This is a genomic window from Arthrobacter sp. Cr_A7, assembly GCF_029222765.1.
Classification (GTDB): Bacteria; Actinomycetota; Actinomycetes; order Actinomycetales; family Micrococcaceae; genus Arthrobacter.
Genome location: NZ_JARHXQ010000308.1, coordinates 31,553 through 50,031, shown reverse-complemented (window position 1 = coordinate 50,031; position 18,479 = coordinate 31,553). Strand labels below are relative to the sequence as shown.

The 18,479-nt window shown below is 64.0% G+C and carries 18 protein-coding genes; 6 read left to right on the top strand and 12 right to left on the bottom strand.

Annotated features, from left to right (window positions below; genetic code table 11):
• The first annotated feature begins 15 nt into the window (after positions 1 to 15).
• A complete protein-coding gene (locus tag P2Q66_RS18345; protein ID WP_275730431.1) occupies positions 16 to 1,125 on the top strand; it encodes a mandelate racemase/muconate lactonizing enzyme family protein in 1,110 nt (369 codons plus the stop codon).
• A gap of 1,486 nt (positions 1,126 to 2,611) precedes the next feature.
• Here the strand turns inward: P2Q66_RS18345 and P2Q66_RS18340 are convergent.
• From P2Q66_RS18340 to P2Q66_RS18325, 4 genes are all read right to left on the bottom strand, one after another.
• Positions 2,612 to 3,280, bottom strand: coding sequence for a hypothetical protein (locus tag P2Q66_RS18340; protein ID WP_275730430.1), 669 nt, complete (start codon positions 3,278 to 3,280; stop codon positions 2,612 to 2,614).
• A 799-nt stretch (positions 3,281 to 4,079) separates the two neighbouring features.
• Positions 4,080 to 4,751, bottom strand: coding sequence for a hypothetical protein (locus tag P2Q66_RS18335; RefSeq protein WP_275730429.1), 672 nt, complete (start codon positions 4,749 to 4,751; stop codon positions 4,080 to 4,082).
• Between the two features lie 577 nt (positions 4,752 to 5,328).
• The gene (locus P2Q66_RS18330; RefSeq protein ID WP_115524911.1) at positions 5,329 to 5,607 is read right to left on the bottom strand and encodes a YciI family protein; all 279 of its coding nucleotides are present in this window, start codon (positions 5,605 to 5,607) and stop codon (positions 5,329 to 5,331) included.
• A 9-nt stretch (positions 5,608 to 5,616) separates the two neighbouring features.
• Positions 5,617 to 6,195 carry a hemerythrin domain-containing protein gene (locus tag P2Q66_RS18325; RefSeq protein ID WP_275730428.1) on the bottom strand — a complete coding sequence of 193 codons (579 nt, stop codon included), beginning with the start codon at positions 6,193 to 6,195 and terminating at the stop codon, positions 5,617 to 5,619.
• 197 nt (positions 6,196 to 6,392) lie between these two features.
• Here P2Q66_RS18325 and P2Q66_RS18320 point away from each other — a divergent pair, with 197 nt between their 5' ends.
• From P2Q66_RS18320 to P2Q66_RS18305, 4 genes are all read left to right on the top strand, one after another.
• Positions 6,393 to 6,773 carry a helix-turn-helix transcriptional regulator gene (locus tag P2Q66_RS18320; RefSeq protein WP_275730451.1) on the top strand — a complete coding sequence of 127 codons (381 nt, stop codon included), beginning with the start codon at positions 6,393 to 6,395 and terminating at the stop codon, positions 6,771 to 6,773.
• Positions 6,770 to 7,189 carry a VOC family protein gene (locus tag P2Q66_RS18315; protein WP_275730426.1) on the top strand — a complete coding sequence of 140 codons (420 nt, stop codon included), beginning with the start codon at positions 6,770 to 6,772 and terminating at the stop codon, positions 7,187 to 7,189. Before P2Q66_RS18320 ends, P2Q66_RS18315 begins: the two co-directional genes overlap by 4 nt.
• Positions 7,190 to 7,263: 74 nt before the next feature.
• Positions 7,264 to 9,666: an excinuclease ABC subunit UvrA gene (locus P2Q66_RS18310; RefSeq protein ID WP_275730423.1), complete on the top strand. Its 2,403-nt coding sequence runs from the start codon at positions 7,264 to 7,266 to the stop codon at positions 9,664 to 9,666.
• Positions 9,659 to 10,240 carry an MOSC domain-containing protein gene (locus tag P2Q66_RS18305; protein ID WP_275730421.1) on the top strand — a complete coding sequence of 194 codons (582 nt, stop codon included), beginning with the start codon at positions 9,659 to 9,661 and terminating at the stop codon, positions 10,238 to 10,240. The genes P2Q66_RS18310 and P2Q66_RS18305 overlap by 8 nt, the downstream gene beginning before the upstream one ends.
• Before the next feature lie 46 nt (positions 10,241 to 10,286).
• Here the strand turns inward: P2Q66_RS18305 and P2Q66_RS18300 are convergent, their stop codons facing one another.
• The 8 genes from P2Q66_RS18300 to P2Q66_RS18265 all read right to left on the bottom strand — a co-directional run bounded on the left by P2Q66_RS18300 (position 10,287) and on the right by P2Q66_RS18265 (position 17,480).
• A complete protein-coding gene (locus P2Q66_RS18300; protein ID WP_275730420.1) occupies positions 10,287 to 11,276 on the bottom strand; it encodes a cyclase family protein in 990 nt (329 codons plus the stop codon).
• A complete protein-coding gene (locus P2Q66_RS18295; RefSeq protein ID WP_275730417.1) occupies positions 11,273 to 11,527 on the bottom strand; it encodes a hypothetical protein in 255 nt (84 codons plus the stop codon). Before P2Q66_RS18295 ends, P2Q66_RS18300 begins: the two co-directional genes overlap by 4 nt.
• An 11-nt stretch (positions 11,528 to 11,538) precedes the next feature.
• Positions 11,539 to 12,876 carry a TRAP transporter large permease subunit gene (locus P2Q66_RS18290; protein ID WP_275730416.1) on the bottom strand — a complete coding sequence of 446 codons (1,338 nt, stop codon included), beginning with the start codon at positions 12,874 to 12,876 and terminating at the stop codon, positions 11,539 to 11,541.
• Between the two features lie 79 nt (positions 12,877 to 12,955).
• Positions 12,956 to 13,735, bottom strand: a complete 780-nt coding sequence (locus tag P2Q66_RS18285; RefSeq protein ID WP_115524904.1) for a DUF1932 domain-containing protein — start codon at positions 13,733 to 13,735, stop codon at positions 12,956 to 12,958.
• A 22-nt stretch (positions 13,736 to 13,757) separates the two neighbouring features.
• Positions 13,758 to 14,387: a methyltransferase gene (locus tag P2Q66_RS18280; RefSeq protein WP_275730414.1), complete on the bottom strand. Its 630-nt coding sequence runs from the start codon at positions 14,385 to 14,387 to the stop codon at positions 13,758 to 13,760.
• 33 nt (positions 14,388 to 14,420) lie between these two features.
• Positions 14,421 to 15,425 carry a tripartite tricarboxylate transporter substrate binding protein gene (locus P2Q66_RS18275; RefSeq protein ID WP_275730413.1) on the bottom strand — a complete coding sequence of 335 codons (1,005 nt, stop codon included), beginning with the start codon at positions 15,423 to 15,425 and terminating at the stop codon, positions 14,421 to 14,423.
• Positions 15,426 to 15,471: 46 nt separating this feature from the next.
• The gene (locus tag P2Q66_RS18270) at positions 15,472 to 16,974 is read right to left on the bottom strand and encodes a tripartite tricarboxylate transporter permease (RefSeq protein WP_275730412.1); all 1,503 of its coding nucleotides are present in this window, start codon (positions 16,972 to 16,974) and stop codon (positions 15,472 to 15,474) included.
• 2 nt (positions 16,975 to 16,976) lie between these two features.
• Positions 16,977 to 17,480 carry a tripartite tricarboxylate transporter TctB family protein gene (locus P2Q66_RS18265; RefSeq protein WP_079599037.1) on the bottom strand — a complete coding sequence of 168 codons (504 nt, stop codon included), beginning with the start codon at positions 17,478 to 17,480 and terminating at the stop codon, positions 16,977 to 16,979.
• A gap of 140 nt (positions 17,481 to 17,620) precedes the next feature.
• Between P2Q66_RS18265 and P2Q66_RS18260 the strand changes: the two genes are divergently transcribed.
• The gene (locus tag P2Q66_RS18260) at positions 17,621 to 18,415 is read left to right on the top strand and encodes an IclR family transcriptional regulator (RefSeq protein WP_275730450.1); all 795 of its coding nucleotides are present in this window, start codon (positions 17,621 to 17,623) and stop codon (positions 18,413 to 18,415) included.
• Positions 18,416 to 18,479: the final 64 nt, after the last annotated feature.

Genomic DNA, 18,479 nt, shown 5'->3' with positions numbered 1-18,479 from the left:
GGAGACAAGAACCCGGTGAAAATCACAGAGATCGCGGTCTACGCGCACGACCTTCCGGTAAAAAACGGCCCGTACCGCATGTCGCACGGCGAGGTCTTCTCGCTCGACACCACCCTGGTGCGCATCACTACCGACACCGGCCTGGTCGGATGGGGTGAGGCTTGCCCCGTGGGTCCCGTATACGAACAGCACCACGCCGCGGGCAACCGCGCCGCGCTTTCCGAAATGGCACAAGGACTCATCGGCCAGGATCCGACGAACATCGTGCGGCTCCACCGGCGCATGGACGAACTGCTCAACGGGCACCGCTACGCCAAGGCTGCGATCGACATTGCAGCGCATGACGTTACCGGCCGGCACTACGGCGTCCGTGTCGCTGACCTGCTCGGCGGAGCAGAAACCGAAGTCATCCCCTCGTATTACGCGTTGGCCGTCGATGAACCGAACATCGTCGCAGAGCGTGCGGCTGAGAAGGCCGCTGAGGGATATCCGCGCCTGCAGCTCAAAGTCGGAGGGCGCCCCATCGAGCTCGACATTGAGACGATCCGCAAAGTCTGGGAACGCGTGGGAAGTAGAGGTATCAGCCTCGCCGTCGACGCGAACCGTGGACTCACGGTCCGTGATGCGTTGCGGCTTAGCCGGGAGTGCCCCGACATCCCGTTCATCATGGAGCAGCCCTGCAACACGATGGAAGAGGTACTCTCGGTGCGTGAGCGCACGAACCACGCAATCTACCTTGATGAGATCACCACGGACCTCGTGAAGGCGGTCGGTCCTGTGGCCAAGAGCCAGTGCGATGGACTCGGCCTGAAGGTCACGCGCGTCGGCGGCCTGCACCCCGCTTCGGTCATCCGCGATGTGTGCGAGGCGTACTCCACACCCCACACGTCCGACGACTCCTGGGGCGGCGACATCCTTGCCGCCGCCTGCGCCCATCTTGGAGCCACCGTACGACCATCACTCCAAGAAGGCGTCTGGATCGCCCAACCCTACATAGAAGGCCACTACGACCCGCGCGGCGGGATCACCATCGAAAGCGGTCACATCCGTCTCCCGCAAGGCCCGGGCCTGGGAATCGAGCCAGACGAAACACTTTTCGGCGCACCCGTTGCAGTGTTCGGCTGACATGTAACGCCGACTCCAATCGGCAACACGAAGCGCCGCCGGGCGGGCTGCTCGGCGGCGCTTCCTGGGCGCCGGCCTAAGCGCCAGAGCCTCAAATTCTGGTCTAGTCCGCAGTCGCAAAACACCACCGCTATAGGTGTTGTTCACGCACTGACGCCAATACGAGGACGACGCATGTAACAGCATCTGCATCGGTTCAATTACACCCCAACATGACGTCGGGGCGCCTGACGTGGGAAGACTTGCCCGTTGGTGGAGCTCCGGTCTGGTTCTCAGACACCTGACGAACCGCAGGAGGTGAGATCGCCCGCCCCTTGGCTAAGCGACTTCCATCAAGACCCGATTCTTCGGACTATTTTTGTGGTTTTCGGGCTACCGCAGCTCGGTTTCCTGCCCCCCCCCAACTGTCAAAGTGGGATCTGAGAACATCATGAACCACCGTCAACAATGCGGAATTTCGCGCTATTCTGACGCCAGACCGGCACCCCAAGTTGCCCGCGCTCCCCGCCACCCTGTCCAACGCTGCTTTAAGGCGAGGCGACCCCCGAGAAACCTTAATGAGCAAGGCGTGCGGGGAACCCTCACACGGCTCCTGCTTCCTGGCATTACCCGATAGCTACTTGACCGAATATCCGTTATCGGTTCTTGAGTGGGACGAGTAAAAACAGATGAAACGAGACCCTTCAGGTTGGTGTTTTCGCGCATTTCCCTAGCATAGGAACCTAGACGTACGAGGTCCCATGAAGCCGCATCGGCAACATGAGCCTCGTATCTGCCCTATTAGTGAACGTGCTTTTTCCTCAGATACTGTACGGGGATGGGTTGGTGCCAGATTCCGATCTCCCAAGAAGTAGCAGCGCGGAAAGACCTATGAACCCGATACATCCAGACACGATAGCTCCGGATGAGAATGGACCCAAGGCTACAAGGGAGAAGCCGTATAAGATACCGATTCCTATTGGAAGTAACAGCTGATGCCTTGAACGAGCCTCTTCTCCTGCTAGTCCGAGCCACGGTGCCAGTGCAACAATCCAACCTAGCGGGTAGGGGACAAAAATCATGGTGGCGAAAAACAGGGCGGCGACTGCCGCTGCAAGAAGTAGGCGACGAGCAACCTTTTTCCAAGGGCGCAGTCTTGTACTCGGAAGGAGGACTGCCGTCAGGACTGGGATGAGGAGCATCGAAACATAGATGTAAGTAGTCAAACCTCCCGTTAGACCCACTACCAATGCAGCCGTGACAAGCGCTCCTCCGGTGGCTGCCCTTCGGATACCCGGCCTAAATCCAAATATGAGCAAAAGCGCGGGTAAGGCCGCTGACGCGGTCACGACAGTGGAAACCAAGTTATCGGTTGTGTCTGCAGCCAGGACACTCTGCAGCGAGTTGAATAGAAGGGCCTGGGCAGCAGCTGCAGCGTAAATCCACGGCTGCAGCCAGGTCTTACTTCTGGTTTCGCTATGCATTGCTTCCTTGCCATGTAGCGAACTCATATCTTGATGTTGAAATTCACTCTGCAAAATCCACCGAGTCCGAGGCCGAAATCGCATGCTCTGTTATGCGTCATGATTGGAATATACTCTCCCGGAACCCATCCTCCCCATAGCTCATGAGATGGGGCGCCATCGTGGAAACCCGTTACGCTAAACCCGTTGGGCCAGTAGAGGACATCCATGGTGTAAGTGATACCTGGCGTGGGTGTCACACCCCACATTGCTCCGTGAGGTCGGATTGGGATGGCGGAGTCGTGTTCGATTCGTGCAACACGATAAGAGCCATAGGCCCGTTTGTCCATGATCCTGATACCATCCGTGGACTCTTGGGCTTGCTTCACGTAAGAGCAGTTATTAAAGCTATGAAGCGTGCAGTGGTACTCCTTGGTAATTCCCGTGGCTTTACCAAAGTGCATGGACTGGATTGAATAGCGCGAGTCAAAGTAGAACGTCATGTCAGCGCGTGTTCTGAACGAGTCATGCCAAGCTCCGAATCCCCGATTATCTCCGCCGAAGGTTTGCGTGTCGTACCAAGCCGGGCGCGCGTAGCGGTCAGCGATAAACGTCTGATAGCGAAAGGTCCAGGCGCTGGTTCCAAATGATTCTGTGGAAATACCCCCTGAAGCTGACTTAGCCTTTAGCGCCATCAAGCTCTTTTCGGCCATTGTGGGGGTCGGTGCACCCGGGCTTGTAGCGGATTCAGACTGAATCGTAGCCGTAGAGGATACGGCAGGGATGCGCAGGGCAGTCAAATCAACTTGAGGCTCTCGAATTGAAGTTGCAGGTGTGGCCACTGAGCAAAAATTGCCCGTGTTCGTGCCGTATTGAGAAACCTCGTAGATAACTTCTTTTCCTGATGGGCGAGATGCGTCGGTGAAACTTGTCGCACATGTGCCCCCGAGTTGAGTGGTACCAGCTATGGCAAGTTGCCCCTGAGCGTCCCGGACCATTTCATGGCGGGTCACGTGACGCGCCCTGGCGCCAGCGCTTCCCTCGGACCATTCAAGCTTCGTGACGCTGCCATCAGATGTTGCTGACAACTTTTGTCTTCCTATCCGGTTCGTCAGGGTTGATTGCCACCCGCACGTCGCGCTCCGCCAAGATGGCGCCGGCTGAATCGAGAGCCGAAGCTTTGAACGTGGTTCCATCAGAAGGAACAGGAAAGCGTGGTGAAGTTCCGCTGTATACGGTGGTGCCGGCTAAGTCCACCAATTTGTATCGTGCAGCATTAGGCTGCGCTGAAAGTTCAAACCACCCGCTGCCGTCGGGACTGGTGGTCGTTCCTGTTACATGGAATGCACCAGCCGCTGCTCGCGGGGTGCGCACTGCTACCTGCAGTTGGTTTAGATACGTGTCGGAGATAACGGACGGAGGACCAACTACTACTGCCGACTGCAGTTCCGGTCCCCATGATGAGGCTTCCTCTTTGATTGGTCCCAAAAGAGAGTTGGAATCGGGCGTGAGTCAGGGAACCGTACCCTCCATCGCTGCGCCGAAGGAAGAGACGAGTAGCTGAGTGGATCCCAATTGGGAACCCACTACGAGCGTACGGTCGTCTAGGTTCCTCCCACGCAAACTCCGCACTACCGTTTCGTTTCTAGAAGCGGCAGAGTCTCCGCTGACAGGGCTAACAGGTATTCCAAGGACCTCAATGTCCGCAACCGTCTGCGTCGCCGAACTAGTTGTGCCGATGAAGTGGGCCCTCTTTGGCTTTAGCCGCGCCAGTTCTCCCTTTTCCCAATCGGTCAGCGCACTCCCAACGGTGAAGAGAGGTACTTTTTGGAAGCTTGATGCCGCTGATGCCGTAGCTAGGTCCGACGGATCCAGAGCGTCTGTAATGTAGATTTCCTCGACAGTGCCTGGGAATAGCGAAGCAACTGGGCTGTCCATCTCGTCGGGTCCGGGCCCGGACGTCCAGGTCTGCGATGTGACAACAGCATTTATCGCCTGCCGCAGCAATGTACGCGGGTTGAATCCAGGCCCAATCAAGATGGCGTTCGTCGCTCCAAGCCGCCTGAGCTCATCCTGCACGTTTGCCGGATCATCTGCAGAAGCAAGCAGTAGCGGAATGCCTTTCAAGCGTGCAAGCGGCCCAGCTGCAGCGATAGCGTAGTTGTCCGCGGCTTCTACGATCACTGCTTCCAGTGAACCACTGGCCCAATGCTTCTTGCTCGTAGCCACAGAATGCGCACTTGGGTCTACGAGAGTATTTCGTTGCACCTGCAAATTGCTTACTGTTTGCTGAAGCGTCGATGCTTCTGCCGGCCGCGCTTCGGTGCTGAAGGCTGATGCAACGGTGAACGCCCCTGCCGCAAGGGCAATACAAGTTGCTTGCGCGCATGCTTTTCTAACTAGCAATTTCCCCCCAATTTAGTGTTATCAACGACGTAATCGTAATCTTGGATGAGGAAATTCGCTGCAAAGAAACACAGAGAAAAAACTGAGTTTCCGCAGGTGAGGGCCCTGTCCGCTCTGGGTCGATGTTGATGATCTGACGGACGAGCTTTGATCTTCGATGCTCCCCCAGCGCATAGGAGGGTTAGCGCTGCTGCCGGGGAACGGTGAGAGCACCGGGGTCATCTTGAGGCACATCCCAACCTGACGTCAGGGAACCACCAAAAACCCGTCAGAATAGGGCCGAAACCACCATTTCCCGACAAACCCGCGGGAAGGTCATAGCCCTCACCCTGACAAAGCCACGGAGCAACAACCCTTAGTCGAACCGCACAGCGTCCCACTCCAGCACCCGCGGCTGGGCCAGGCCCTCCACCACAAACGGATCCCCGCCAATAAACCGCTCCGCTTCCGCCCGCGAAGAAAAGATCCCCATCGAGGCGCCGGCCGGATCGTCCGCCTGGAACGGGCCCAGTGCGATCAGCCCGCCGCCGTCGGCATGGAACGCTTCGAAGTAGGCCTGATGGCGCGGGTACGTCTCGAAAACGCGCGAGCGGTCAATGCCCTCGGCCAGGCTGTACAGGACAACGCACTCCATCCGCCGGTCCTAGGAGCCTGTCTTCCGGCCGGTGAGCTTGTCCAGCAGCCGGTCCACCATGCCCACACCCGCTCCCACCGTCTTGTGGAAAAGCTCCGAATGCGGCGCGCTGGGGTGCGGCCGGGTGGGCGCCAGCTTTTTCGCCTTCTCCACCTTCTCGCCCATCTCCACGAGCTTCTCCCGGGGAATGTGCTGGCGCAGCTTCGGGAACTGTTCGGACTCCTCGTCGCCCGCGTGGTGCGTCAGCTGTCCCTCAAGCTCACGTACCAGGTCCATGAAGGCCGGCTCTGAAGGCTCGGCTTTCTCCAGCTGCTTCATCAGCTTGACGATGTCGTCGTGCTCCTTCTTGTCGTGCTCCACTTCCTCTTTACCGTTGGGCACGTGGTCCTCGATGGCGGGGTACACGAACATCTCCTCCGCCACGGCATGGCGCATCACTTCCGCGATCAGGGTATCCGCCAGGTCCCGGCGCTGGGTTCCATCCGGCGCGGCGTGGATCTGCGCGATCAGTCCGATCATCTCCCGGTGATCAGCGGTCAGGATGTCCACGACGTCCACGTTCGCGCCGGCAGAATGGGTATCACTCATGACTTGGCCTCCTCCTTGGATCGCTTCCTTATAAGCGGGGTGAGACGGTCAAATTACCATGCGCAAACAGCGGGATAAAGAGGCCAAAAAAGCCGTGCATCTGGACATCTCCCCGGCCAGGTAGCACGATCTGAGGTGTGACCCCCACAGACCCCTACCTGCGCGAACTGACCCAGCTCCGCCGCGTCAAGGACAGGATGGACCGGGAGTACGCGCAGCCCCTGGACGTCGAATCCCTCGCCAAGGACATCCACATGTCCGCGGGCCACTTCAGCCGCCGATTCAAGCTCGCCTACGGCGAATCGCCCTACAGCTACCTCATGACCCGGCGGATCGAGCGGGCCATGGCACTGCTCCGCAAAGGCGACCTTTCCGTCACGGAGGTGTGCTTCGCCGTCGGCTGTTCCTCGCTGGGAACCTTCAGCACCCGCTTCAGCGAACTGGTCGGCATGCCGCCCAGCGCCTATAAACAGGAGGCGGAACGCGCGACGGCGGGAATCCCCGCTTGCGTCGAAAAGCAGGTGTCAAGACCGGTCAGGAATCGAGAAGCACCCGCCCCGGAGCCGCAACTAGCATGACTGCCATGGACATCTCCATCAGCTCAAGTTTCCTTCCGCACACCGATCCGGACGCCTCCATGGCGTTCTACCGCGACGCCCTCGGCTTCGAAGTCCGCAATGACGTGGGGCGCGGCACCATGCGCTGGATCACCGTGGGCCCGGCCGGCCAGAAGGACGTCTCCATCGTCCTGTACCCGCCGGCCGCGGACCCCGGCGTCACCGATGACGAACGCCGCACCATCGCCGAAATGATGGCCAAGGGCACCTACGCAACGGTGGTCCTCTCCTCCCCCGACGTGGACGCCGCCTTCGCCCAGGTTGAGGCGAGCGGGGCCGACGTCGTCCAGGAACCCATCGACCAGCCCTACGGAATCCGCGACTGCGCCTTCCGGGACCCTGCCGGCAACACCGTCCGCATCAACCAGCAGCCTTAGGCTGATAACCAGCGACGCCGAAGGAGGCTGCGAGCGCAGCCTCCCCTTCGCGCCGCACGACAGATGGAGACCCGATGAGCACGGACACGGATACGGCCACCAGCACCAGCAGGTCCTCGGACGGCACACATGTCGCCGACACCCACGACCTGATCCGCGTGCAGGGTGCGCGGGAAAACAATCTCAAGGACATCAGCGTCGAACTGCCCAAACGCCGGCTGACCGTGTTCACGGGTGTCTCCGGGTCCGGGAAGAGTTCCCTGGTGTTCGCCACCATCGCCGCGGAATCGCAGCGGATGATCAACGAAACCTACAGCGCCTTCGTGCAGGGCTTCATGCCGAGCCTCGCCCGGCCCGAGGTGGACTTCCTCGAAGGCCTGACGACGGCCATCATCGTCGACCAGGAACGGATGGGTGCCAATCCGCGATCCACCGTGGGCACCGCCACCGACGCCAACGCGATGCTGCGCATTCTCTTCAGCCGCCTCGGCACCCCGTACGTCGGCCCACCCACGGCCTACTCCTTCAACGTGCCCACCCGCAAAGCCAGCGGCGTGATGTCCACGGACAAGGGCGGCCGGGTGGAAAAGGCCGTGGTCAGCCAGGCGGTCTACCTCGGCGGCATGTGCCCGCGGTGCGAGGGCATGGGCAACGTCAGCGACATCGACCGCACAGCACTGTACGACGACGGCAAGTCACTGAACGAGGGCGCGCTGGCAGTTCCGGGCTACTCCATGGACGGCTGGTACGGCCGGCTGTTCGAGGGGATGGGCCTGCCGATGGACAAGCCCATCGCCAAATTCACCGCCAAGCAGCTGGACACGATGCTCTACGCGGAGCCCACCAAGATCAAGGTGGAGGGCGTCAACCTCACCTTCGAGGGCATCATTCCGAAGATCCAGAAGTCCATGCTGTCCAAGGACGTGGAGGCAATGCAGCCGCACGTCCGCCGCTTCGTGGAGCGGGCCGTCACGTTCCAGCTGTGCCCCGAATGCGAGGGGACGCGGCTGACCAAGGAAGCACTGTCCTCGAAAATCAAAGGCAAGAACATTGCCGAGCTGTGCCAGATGCAGATCAGCGACCTCGCGGAGTGGGTCCGCGGGCTGAAGGACGCCTCGGTGGCTCCCCTCCTTAAAGGACTCCAGCACCTGCTCGACTCGTTCTCCGACATCGGCCTGGGCTACCTCAGTCTGGACCGGCCGGCCGGCACCCTGTCCGGCGGCGAGGCGCAGCGCACCAAGATGATCCGGCACCTCGGATCCTCGCTCACCGACGTCACCTACGTCTTCGACGAACCCACCATCGGGCTCCACCCGCACGACATCGAGCGGATGAACCAGCTGCTGCTGCAGCTGCGGGACAAGGGCAACACCGTCCTGGTGGTGGAGCACAAGCCGGAGACCATCGCCATCGCCGACCACGTCGTCGACCTCGGGCCGGGTGCCGGCAGCGCCGGCGGCACAGTCTGCTTCGAGGGCAGCGTGGAGGACCTCCGGGCCAGTGACACCATCACCGGCCGGCACCTCGGCGACCGCGCTTCCCTCAAGGAGACCGTCCGGAAGGCGACCGGGGCACTCGAGGTGCGCGGCGCCTCCACGCACAACCTCCAGGGCGTCGACGTCGACATCCCGCTGGGCGTCCTCTGCGTGGTGACGGGCGTGGCCGGCTCGGGAAAGAGCTCGCTGATCCACGGCTCAGTGGCCAAGCGCGAGGGCGTGGTGGTGATCGACCAGGGCGCCATCAAGGGGTCCCGGCGCAGCAACCCTGCGACTTACACCGGCCTGCTTGAGCCTATCCGCAAGGCGTTTGCCAAGGCCAACGGCGTGAAGCCGGCCCTGTTCAGCTCCAACTCCGAGGGCGCCTGCCCCACCTGCAACGGCGCCGGCGTCATCTTCACCGAGCTGGGCGTGATGGCAACAGTGGAGTCGCCGTGCGAGGACTGCGAGGGCCGCCGCTTCCAGGCCGCCGTCCTGGAATACACGCTCGGCGGACGCAACATCGCCGAGGTGCTGGACATGTCCGTGACGGAGGCCGCCGGCTTCTTCGCCGAGGGCGAGGCCAAGACCCCTCCGGCGCGGACCATCCTCAAGCGGCTGGACGACGTCGGCCTGGGCTACCTCAGCCTGGGCCAGCCGCTGACCACGCTGTCCGGCGGCGAGCGCCAGCGGCTCAAGCTCGCCACCCAGATGGCGGAGAAGGGCGACGTCTACGTCCTGGATGAGCCCACCACCGGCCTGCACCTGGCCGACGTCGAGAACCTGCTCGGCCTGCTGGACCGGCTGGTGGACTCCGGGAAGTCGGTGATCGTCATCGAGCACCACCAGGCGGTGATGGCGCACGCCGACTGGCTGATCGACCTGGGGCCGGGAGCAGGGCACGACGGCGGCCGGATCGTTTTCGAGGGCACGCCGGCTGAGCTTGTGGCGGCGCGGCCCACACTGACCGGCGAGCATTTGGCGGCCTATGTCGGTGGTTGAGCCTGGGCAAACATACCGGTACGGCGTCGAGATCCTGCACCTGCTGGTGTCCCCCTCGCACGCCTACTTCGGCCGGGCGAAGGACGGGCCTGCGGATGTTCCCACCATTGACGCCGCCCAGGCTGAGGTGGTGGCGGGCAAGGGGATTGTGGGCGACCGGTTCTTCGGCAAGGCCGCCCACATGGACGCGGCGGTGACCCTGTTCGCCGTCGAATCCCTCGAAGCCATCGCCGCTGAACTGGGCGCCGGACCCTTTGACCCGCTGGCCACCCGGCGGAACGTCATACTCCGGGGCGCCCAGCTGGCTCCGCTCGTGGGTGCGGACTTCGCGCTGGAGTCCAACGGGTCGCTGGTCCATTTCCACGGTGGCCGTCCCGCGCACCCGTGCGCGTGGATGAATGAGGTGCTGGCACCGGGCGCCCATGCAGCGATGCGGGGCCGGGGCGGCATCCGCTGCCGGGCACTGTCCAGTGGCCTGCTGCACCGGGGACCTGCGGTGCTCGTCAGCCCCGTTCCGCTGGACCGCGCTCAGGCCGGCGTTCCGAGCCTCCTGCGGCCTACCCGGCTGCCGTAGCGGCGTCGTTCAGGGGACACGCTCAGGGGACACGTTCAGGCAAGCGTCACATCAGGGCTGTGGCATTCGCGGGTGATCCGGTCCCGCCGGTGACGTTCAGCGGCTTGATGGTGACGAACGCGTCCCACTGGCCGGTAGTGCGCATGTGCCGGGCCAGCGGTCCCAGGCGCCACAGCTCCCCCAACGGCATGCCCAGCTTGGCGAGCAGCTGCTGGTGCATCATGCCATGGTCATTCGGGGCCGATTCGCGGTACGGGCTGGCAGGCAGCGCAGGCAGGCATTCGAAGGCGAAGTTGTCCGCCGCGAGGAGCGCCAGCCGGTGGTCCCAGGCCCACCCGACAAACTCCTCCGACTGGGCAACGCCCGTAGCCCGCCGGCTCTCCCGCATCCGCTGCTTGTCCTCCGGCCGCAGGCCAAGGAACCACTCGCACCAGCCGGTGTGGAGCATCAGGATGTCGCCCTGCCGGAGGCTCACGGACTGGGCTGCCAGCACCGCCTCAATCAGGTCAAGGCCCAGTGGTTCGCCTGCGGCATGGTCAATGGGAGCACCCTGACCGGCCCGGTACCCGGCGAGGTCCAGCAGCACTCCCCTGCCCGCGATGGGGGTGTCCGCCCATTCCTGGATGCCAAGGTCCGGCGTGCCCTCCTTGATGCGGTGGTCCGGTGTGCCGTTGTAGAAGCCCACGTCGTCCGCGCGGCGGTGCCGCAGCCCGTCGATCTGCGTGGACCCCTGAAGGTAGTACCCGTCCAGGAAGTCGTCGCGGTGGGCAGGGTGCGCGGAGTAGATGGTGTGCCGGGGAGCGCCGCGCTTGAGGGACATTCCGGGATCGAAGGCCTCGGCCGGATAGTCCAGGCCAAAGGCGCGGCCGGTACGGATGCAGTTCCGCGCTTCCAGCATCGCCTGCGGAGTAATGAACGACGGCGTCCCGCGGGTTGCGTCCGGAAAAAGCCCCCAGGAGGTGCCCGCCAGGGCCCCCTCCCGCTCCAGCAGCCCGGCGAACGTCGGGTAGTGTCCGTCTTCGGCGGCAGGACTCACCGGGCCCCTGCTTCCTGTGGCTGTTCCTGGTTCTCGTGGCGCTTGTAGCTGAGCAGGAACCCTGCGATGGCGCAGATGGACGCCGCGATGCACATGGGCGCCTTGATGGTGTCGTTGAGCAGTGTGAGCCAGTGCCCCTGGCCGGCCGCCAGCGCGATGGCCTGCCCGGCCACGAACACAATGCCGCCAAGCAGCAGCGCTGCGAGGGTGAGGACGAAGAGGACTTCGATGGCCCTTCGGATGGTGTGCATGGTGGTAGTCCTTAGATGGGCAGGATGCCGAGGATGATCAGGACGCCGATACCCAGCAGCGGCAGGGCGTAGTGGGTCAGCAGCCGGAGGAACGTTGTGATGGGGTCCACATCCGCGATGCCGCACGCCACGTACAGCGGGGCGCCCCCGGGCGGGACCGCCGCTTCGCAGGAGGAGAAGACCAGGACGGCCACAGCGGCCGTGGTTGCCGGAACGCCGGCAGCCACCAGGGCAGCGACGCCGACGGTTCCGACGGCGGCCATGGTGGCCGTGGCGGACAGCGGTGCGGCCACGGCGATGACGATCAGCCCGATCAGGATGGCCAGGAGCCACAGCGGCAGGTTCATCCCGTTCAGCAGTTCCGTCATCTGCTGCGGCAGCCCGGTGGCTGCCAGCGCGTTGGCACCGGCGAAGGCGAACACCACGGTCACTCCCACAATCCCGAAGCGCGGCGCCGAGTCCTGCAGCAGCGCCCACCACGCCCGCCCATCCCCGGGCAGCTTCTTCCGGCCCAGCAGGAGGCCTGTGATGATGAGGACCACGGGAATCCACACAATGACGCTGACAGCCTTGGTGACATCTCCCCCGGTCCAGTCCGAAAGAGCTTTGGCGATGGCGCCGGAGGTGATCACCAGCGGAATGGCCACCACAACGAACAGCAGCAGCGTGGCCCAGCCGCGGCCGAACGCCGCCGGGACGGACAGCCGGTGCGCTGCATCGAGCGGCGCCATCCCGCTCTTGCGGATCAGGAGCCAGGTGACGATCAGCCGGTGCAGGAAACACCACAGGCCGCCGAACAGCAGCGGCAGGACCAGTGCGTTGATGTCCAGGAGGGGCCCGACGGTGGCGGACCCGACCAGGACGAACATCGAGGCGCTGAACGGGAACGTGATGCCCATCCCCGCGTTGCCGGCCACCAGGGTTGCTGCCGCGGGCTTGTCCAGCCTGGATTTCTCCATCCATGGGATGGTGACCGAGCCAACCGTGGCGGCAATGGCGGCCTGGTTGTGCACCACGCTGCCCAATCCCGCCGACGCCACCGTGGACACCCACGCCGGACCGCCCTTGACCCCGCCGATCAGTGAGTTCAGCAGGTCGATCAGCCGGTCCAGCACTCCCGTCCTGTCCAGCAGGTAGCCCATAAAGACGAACGCCATGGTGGCGTAGACAATCTCGTCGGTGATGGCGGAGTACAGCGCATCCAAACCGATCCGGGCCGCTGCCGTACCGGTGAACGGGAGCACCGCGAGGAAACCGAGGATCATGGCCTCCCCCACGCTGCGCTTCAGCACGGTGGTCCACAGCAGGATCACGGCAAGGTAGGCGCCGAGTGCCCAGATGCCGATCATGCTGCTGCTCCTGACGGCGGGACGCCGGTTAGGTGGTGGTTCACGTAATACCCGTTCCTGATTCTGCCCGACTCTGCGGTCAGCGCAAGGCTGGTGCCGTTTCCTGGGCTATCCGTGCCAGCGCAGCGGCGGAGGCCGCGGTCATCTCTGCCGGCACTCCCAGGTCCGCCAGGTAGCTGGCGGTGTCCTGCATTTCCTTGGACCGGCGCACCGCGTGCTTGGCAGTGCCGGTGAGGAACCTGTCGATGACGGCCTGGCCGTCGCCGGCCAGCTGGCTGGCGATCTGGGCACGGATCCACTCTTCCAGTCCTGCGGCGCGGCCGGCAGTCACGGCCTCCACCACCACCGACGCAAGGCCCTTCATCAGGACGCTGCGAAGGAGCTTGTGCGCCATGGCCGCGCCCGGCTCACCCTCGGCAATTTCGACGGCGACACCCAGCGGGGAGAGGAGGTCCGCCACTGCCTGGGCTCCGGGCCCGCTGACCATGAGGGGCGTCTTCTCCCCCAGCGCGGAGACGGGACCCAGGATGGCGACGTCGGCAAAGTCGGCTTTGCCGGGCAGCTGTCCGAGCTCCTGCATGACGCCGGGCGAGGACGAGGTGAAGTCCGCGTAGCAGCTGCCTGCATCCAGGACCGGAAGGCACTCCTCGGCCACGCTGCGCGCCGCGGCGGCGCCGGTCATCACCAGGACGATGCCGGCCCCGGTGCAGGCTTCCGCTGCTGTTGCTGCGCGGGCGACGCCGGCAGGGGTGGTGGGCGCAACAGGGTCAAAGCCCGTGACGTCATGGCCTGCGGCGTGAAGTGCCGCGGCGTAGGTGGCGCCGGCTTCGCCGAGGCCAATAACGGTTACCGCTGTCATGGTTCTCTCTGTCTTTCTTGCTCTAGGACCGGGCTGCCACGATGGCCTGCCGGCGGTTGGTTTCGTCGGCGAAAACTGCTTCTGCAGCCTCTGCGACGGCGGCCGCCTGGTCCCGGGGAACCACTACGAGGCCGTCGGAGTCACCGACAATCACATCGCCCGGCAGCACGGGGACACCGCCGAAGGCGAGGGGTGTCCCCAGGCGGAAGGGGCCGTTCTTGTAGGGGCCGGCGGGGGAAGTAGCCCGGGCGAAGACGGGCATGCCGATCTCACCCAGCGCCTCGGCGTCGCGCGCTGCTCCGTCCAGGGCGAAGCCGGCGATGCCGAGGTTGATGGCCCGCTCGCCGATGAGTTCGCCGAGCAGGGCGCGGGAGGCGTCGCCGCCCCCGGCCACCACGATGACGTCTCCGGGCCGGGCCAGCTCCAATGCCTTGTGGATGCCCTGGTTGTCGCCGGGCCGGGTCCACACTGTGAAGGCGGGACCGGCCAGGACGGCACCCGGCCAGATGGCCTGGATGCCGGAGTCCGCAACGCCGAGCCGGTCCATGGCGTCACCAATGTTGGCGGCCGGAAGCTTGGCGAGGCGGTCCACCACGTCCCGGTCAGGGCGGGGGAAGTCGGCGTCGATGGTGTCAAGGGCTGGGGTTGTCATGATGGTTTCTTCCGTCCGGTGATTGCGGGAGGGTCAGTCGGTCTTCTGGACCAGCGGCAGGACCTTCTTGAAGTCCTCTTCCTGTCCGGCCCAGAACTGCTTGTAGTCCTCGCCGGAGAGGTAGCTGGTCTGCAGGCCGAGGTCGTCCATTTTTTGCACCACGGCAGGGTCTTCGATGGCCTTCTGGATTGCTGTTTCAAGCTTCTCCGCCACCTCGTCAGGCAGTCCGGCAGGTGCTGAGTAGCCGCGGGCGGTGCCTGCAGTGAGGTCGTAGCCGGCTTCCTTGAACGTGGGAACGTCCGGCAGCGAGGGAGCTTTTTCAGCGGACATGACGCCCAGGACGCGGGCCTTGCCCTGCTTGGTCAGGTCAACCACGTCGCTGACGTTGGCCACGAGGATGTCCACGTGCTTGCCCAGGAATGCAGTGGTGGCCTGGGAAGCGCCTTCAGAGAAGTGCACGGGGGCGAACTCGGCACCGGTGGCTTCCTGGATCTGCGCCATGGCGAAGTGTTCACCGGTCTGGAGCCCGGTGGTGCTGGCGGTCATGGACTTGGGGTTTGCCTTGGCGGCGTCCAGGAGTTCCTTCAGCGTTGTGTAGGGGCTGTCCGGCTGGACTGCGATGACGGTGGGGTCGATGACCTGGCGGGCGAGGGGCTGGAAGCTGTCGCGGGTGTACTTGGCACCGCGGGCAGGGTCCAGGGGCGAAACGACGACGGACGGGGAACCGGTGGCACCGATGGTGTAGCCGTCGGGTGCAGCGCTGGTCAGCTGGGTGTAGCCAATCTGGCCGCCGGCTCCGGGCTTGTTGATGACCTCGACGTTCGTGCCGAGTTCCTTTTCCAGGATGGGCTGGATGAGCCTGGCGGCCGTGTCCACGGCACCGCCGGAGGAGAAGGCCACGACCAGCTCGATCGTCTTGCCCTTCCTTGGGAAGTCGCTGGCGGAGGCGTTGGTGGCTCCGGCATTGGCGCCGCAGCCGGTGAGGGCGATCAGGGATGCAGCCGCGAGGGCGGCGGCGATACGCGGACGGGTTTTCATGGTTCTTCTCCTTTGAAGCGGGTGTTGGGGGTAAGTGCGGGGTGGTTTAGGTTTCGGGATCTTCGTTGAGCGCCTTCGGCTTGCGGAGCTTGAGGAGCGGGCTGAAGATGATCAGCAGTCCAAGGCCGATCAGGACTGCTGAGATGGGACGGCTGGTGAAGATGCTGAAGTCACCCTGGGAGATTTCGAGGGATTCGCGCAGCGAGCGTTCCATCAGGGGCCCGAGCACCAGGGTCAGCACCATGGGAGCCAGCGGGATGTCCAGATGCCGGAGGGCCAGGCCCAGGAGTCCGAACCCGATCATGACGAAGACATCGAAGACGCTGAAGTTGATGGTGTACGCGCCGATGACCATAAAGAGCAGGATCAGGGCGGTGAGGATGGTGGTGGGAACCCGGAGGATGGAGGTCCACAGTCCCACCAGGGGAACGTTCAGGACCAGCAGGAGCAGGTTGCCGATGAAGAGGCTGGCGATGATGGCCCATGCGATGTCGGAGTGTTCGGTGAAGAGGGTGGGTCCCGGGGTGAGGCCCTGCTGGAGGAAGGCTCCCATGAGCACCGCGATGGTGGGTGATGCCGGGATGCCCAGGGTGAACAGCGGGATCAGGGCGGCGTTGGCGTGGGAGTTGTTGGCCGTTTCCGGGCCGGCGACGCCTTCGATGGCGCCCTTGCCGAGTTCGTTGCGGTAGCGGGAGAACTTCTTCTCGGCGCCGTAGGAGAGCAGGGATGACACGGAGCCGGTCATGCCCGGGATGAGTCCCAGGCCAAACCCGATGCCGGTGCCGCGGGCCATGGCCGGGGCACTGCGGCGCCATTCATTGCCGGTGGGAAGCAGGGAACGCAGGTTGGGGGCGTGCACGTTGGGGGTGGCGTTGCCCTTTCGGTAGGACAGCAGTTCGGACAGGCCGAAGACACCCACGATCACGGCGACGAAGCTGACACCGTCCAGGAGCCGGTCCATGCCGAAGGTGAACCGGGGCGCGCCGGCTACGGGGTCGATTCCCACCATGGCGATCAGCAGGCCGAGCGCGCCGGAAATGACGGCCTTGACCATGGATTTGCCGGCGAGGGCCACGAGCAGGGAGATGCCCACCACCATCAGCGCGAAGAACTCGGGCGGGCCTACGAGCAAACCCAGTTCTCCCAGCGGTTTGGCGGCCGCCACCAGGCCCAGGGTGGCGATGGTGCCGCCCACGAAGGATCCGACGGCGGCGATGGTCAGTGCGGCGCCGGCCTTGCCGATCCTGGTCATGGCGTAGCCGTCGATGGTGGTGATGGCAGAGGCAGCCTCACCGGGGGTGTTCAGCAGGACGCTGGTGATGGTTCCCCCGTAGGCCGTGCCGTAGAAGATGGCGCAGAGCATGATGATCGCTCCGGTGGCGTCCAGGTTCAGGGTGAGGGGGATGAGCAGCGCGACGCCGGCTACCGGGCCGATGCCGGGCAGGACGCCGATGATCGTGCCCAGGAGGCAGCCGAGGAAGGCGAAGAGCAGGTTCTGCCAGGTCATGGCGGCCGCAAAGCCGCCCATAAGTTCGTTGAAGATATCCACGTTCAGAGTCCGATCGTGTTCAGCAGGGGGAAGGCTGAGACGGGCAGTGCCACGTTGAGGCCGTAGTTGAAGGCGTAGAAGGCGCCCACGCTGCCGGCGAGTGAGGTGATCAGGGAGGAAGGCCAGGCCCTGCCGCCGCGCAGCTTCAGGTGGTACATCAGGAAGAGGAACATGCTCAGCTGGAAGCCGAGCAGGTCCATCACGGCCGCGAGGATCACGAGGCTCACGACGACGGCAATGACCAGTGCGCGGTCCACGCCTTCGGCCGTTTCGCTCGGCCGCCGGAGCTCCTGGAGCAGCCAGACGACGGACATCGCGGCAAGGACGGCGCCCATGGCGAAGGGGAACAGGCCCGGGCCGGGGCCCAGCGACGTCCACAGGCCGAGCTCAATCGAACTGACCAGGACGTAGACGCCGACGGCGGCGAACGCGCCGATGCCGGCCAGCACAGACGGTGCCACCCGGGCAGGGCTTTCGGGTTTGGCTGTGACTGACTCCGTTGTCATGGATTCCTTCTCACTGTGCGTGCTTTCACTCCGCGTTGCGGTATTTCACAGAATGAAACTATATTGCGTACAGAGAAATAGTGACAGCAGACACACCTGCTGTCAAGCGCAAGGAACTTACATAGAATGAAAGAATGGCGATGACGACATCAACGGAAACCCCGGCTGAGGAGGGCCCCAAGGCCTCCAACATGCGCTCCCTTTCCAGGGCCTTGGAGGTTTTCGCGGAACTCCAGCGGGCCGAGCGCCCGCAGCGCCTCAGTGATCTTGCCAAGACCTGCGGCATGAGCCTCCCAACAACCCTGAGAATCCTGCGCGTGCTTCAGGATTTCGGCATGGTCAGCCAGACGGACAAGTCCTACCGGATTGGGCCGGCCGTCCTGCCGGCCGCGAGGAGTTTCCTGGAAAACGATCCACTCGTGGTCGCGGCCCGTCCCATCCTGCAGCAGGTTGCCTCGCAGACCGGACTGACGGCGTCGCTGTACACGCGGCTGGGCTTCGAGCGGATCCTGGTGGCACGCGTGGATGGCGAAGCGCCCCTGCGTTATGACCTTCCGCTGGGCAAGCGCCTGCCCCTCACGCTGGGGGCCGCGGGAAAAATCCTGCTGGCTTCATGGTCCGATGACGAGCTTCAGCAGGTGGTACGGGCGGCTGTTGCGGCAGGCCAGGAGGACCCGAACCTCACGGCAGCCGAGCTTCGCTCAAGGCTGCCGGAGCCCGGCGCCGAGTACGCGTACTCCGCTGATGAGCGCGCCACGGGAGTGCTCTCGGTGGCGGTTGCCGTGCGCAACAGGACAGGGCGGACCCCGAGCGAGTCGATTTCGCTGACCAGTCCCGTCGAGGCAGCCAGCGAAGCAACACTGAAGGCCGGAGTTCCGGAACTGCGGCGTGCCGCAAGTCGGCTTTCCGAGCTGCTCGAGGGCTCGGTGTATTGAGCGGAAAGATCATGGGCGCCGAACGCCTGCTCAAAGCGCCTCGATGATGGTTTCCGGGCAGCCG

Excerpts from the sequence above, each read along its gene's own strand:
- P2Q66_RS18295 (WP_275730417.1), bottom strand. The coding sequence starts at position 11,527 with ATGCACACCATCCGAAGGGCCATCGAAGTCCTCTTCGTCCTCACCCTC.
- P2Q66_RS18310 (WP_275730423.1), top strand. The coding sequence starts at position 7,264 with ATGAGCACGGACACGGATACGGCCACCAGCACCAGCAGGTCCTCGGAC.
- P2Q66_RS18280 (WP_275730414.1), bottom strand. The coding sequence starts at position 14,387 with ATGACAACCCCAGCCCTTGACACCATCGACGCCGACTTCCCCCGCCCT.
- P2Q66_RS18265 (WP_079599037.1), bottom strand. The coding sequence starts at position 17,480 with ATGACAACGGAGTCAGTCACAGCCAAACCCGAAAGCCCTGCCCGGGTG.
- P2Q66_RS18290 (WP_275730416.1), bottom strand. The coding sequence starts at position 12,876 with ATGATCGGCATCTGGGCACTCGGCGCCTACCTTGCCGTGATCCTGCTG.
- P2Q66_RS18330 (WP_115524911.1), bottom strand. The coding sequence starts at position 5,607 with ATGGAGTGCGTTGTCCTGTACAGCCTGGCCGAGGGCATTGACCGCTCG.
- P2Q66_RS18285 (WP_115524904.1), bottom strand. The coding sequence starts at position 13,735 with ATGACAGCGGTAACCGTTATTGGCCTCGGCGAAGCCGGCGCCACCTAC.
- P2Q66_RS18315 (WP_275730426.1), top strand. The coding sequence starts at position 6,770 with ATGACTGCCATGGACATCTCCATCAGCTCAAGTTTCCTTCCGCACACC.
- P2Q66_RS18325 (WP_275730428.1), bottom strand. The coding sequence starts at position 6,195 with ATGAGTGATACCCATTCTGCCGGCGCGAACGTGGACGTCGTGGACATC.
- P2Q66_RS18275 (WP_275730413.1), bottom strand. The coding sequence starts at position 15,425 with ATGAAAACCCGTCCGCGTATCGCCGCCGCCCTCGCGGCTGCATCCCTG.
- P2Q66_RS18260 (WP_275730450.1), top strand. The coding sequence starts at position 17,621 with ATGACGACATCAACGGAAACCCCGGCTGAGGAGGGCCCCAAGGCCTCC.
- P2Q66_RS18320 (WP_275730451.1), top strand. The coding sequence starts at position 6,393 with ATGGACCGGGAGTACGCGCAGCCCCTGGACGTCGAATCCCTCGCCAAG.
- P2Q66_RS18340 (WP_275730430.1), bottom strand. The coding sequence starts at position 3,280 with ATGGCCGAAAAGAGCTTGATGGCGCTAAAGGCTAAGTCAGCTTCAGGG.